Raw genomic sequence first — 300 nt, 5'->3', positions numbered from 1 at the left:
AACCAAATGTTGAATCGGATAAGAAGCCATTGTCCGAGGTAGAAAATACTGAGTATCAAATGAAATTGGACTACTTAGCAAAAGAACTGAATTTAGAGCCGTCACGTCTTAAGAAAGTCATCGTTGACGGTCAAATTGGATTAGAGTATCCGCATGGAGATCACACACATATTGTTTTATTAAAGGAAATTGATACAAGGAAGCCGTTTGAAAGTCCAGAAGATCGTATTCTTAAGCAAAAGGATGGAGAAACTCTTGAACAGAGAAAAGAACGTCTCATTAAGCAGTACATGGAGCGTT

The 300-nt window shown here is 37.7% G+C and carries 1 pseudogene; it reads left to right on the top strand.

The window, feature by feature from the left end:
• Positions 1-300 (top strand): annotated as a pseudogene (locus C1E99_RS14310) (histidine triad protein); the annotation flags it as partial.

Origin of the sequence: Streptococcus suis (genome assembly GCF_002964045.1) — a bacterium.
GTDB classification, from domain to species: domain Bacteria; phylum Bacillota; class Bacilli; order Lactobacillales; family Streptococcaceae; genus Streptococcus; species Streptococcus suis_U.
The sequence above is the reverse complement of the archived record's forward strand: the minus strand, read 5'-3'. Positions and strand labels throughout refer to the sequence as shown.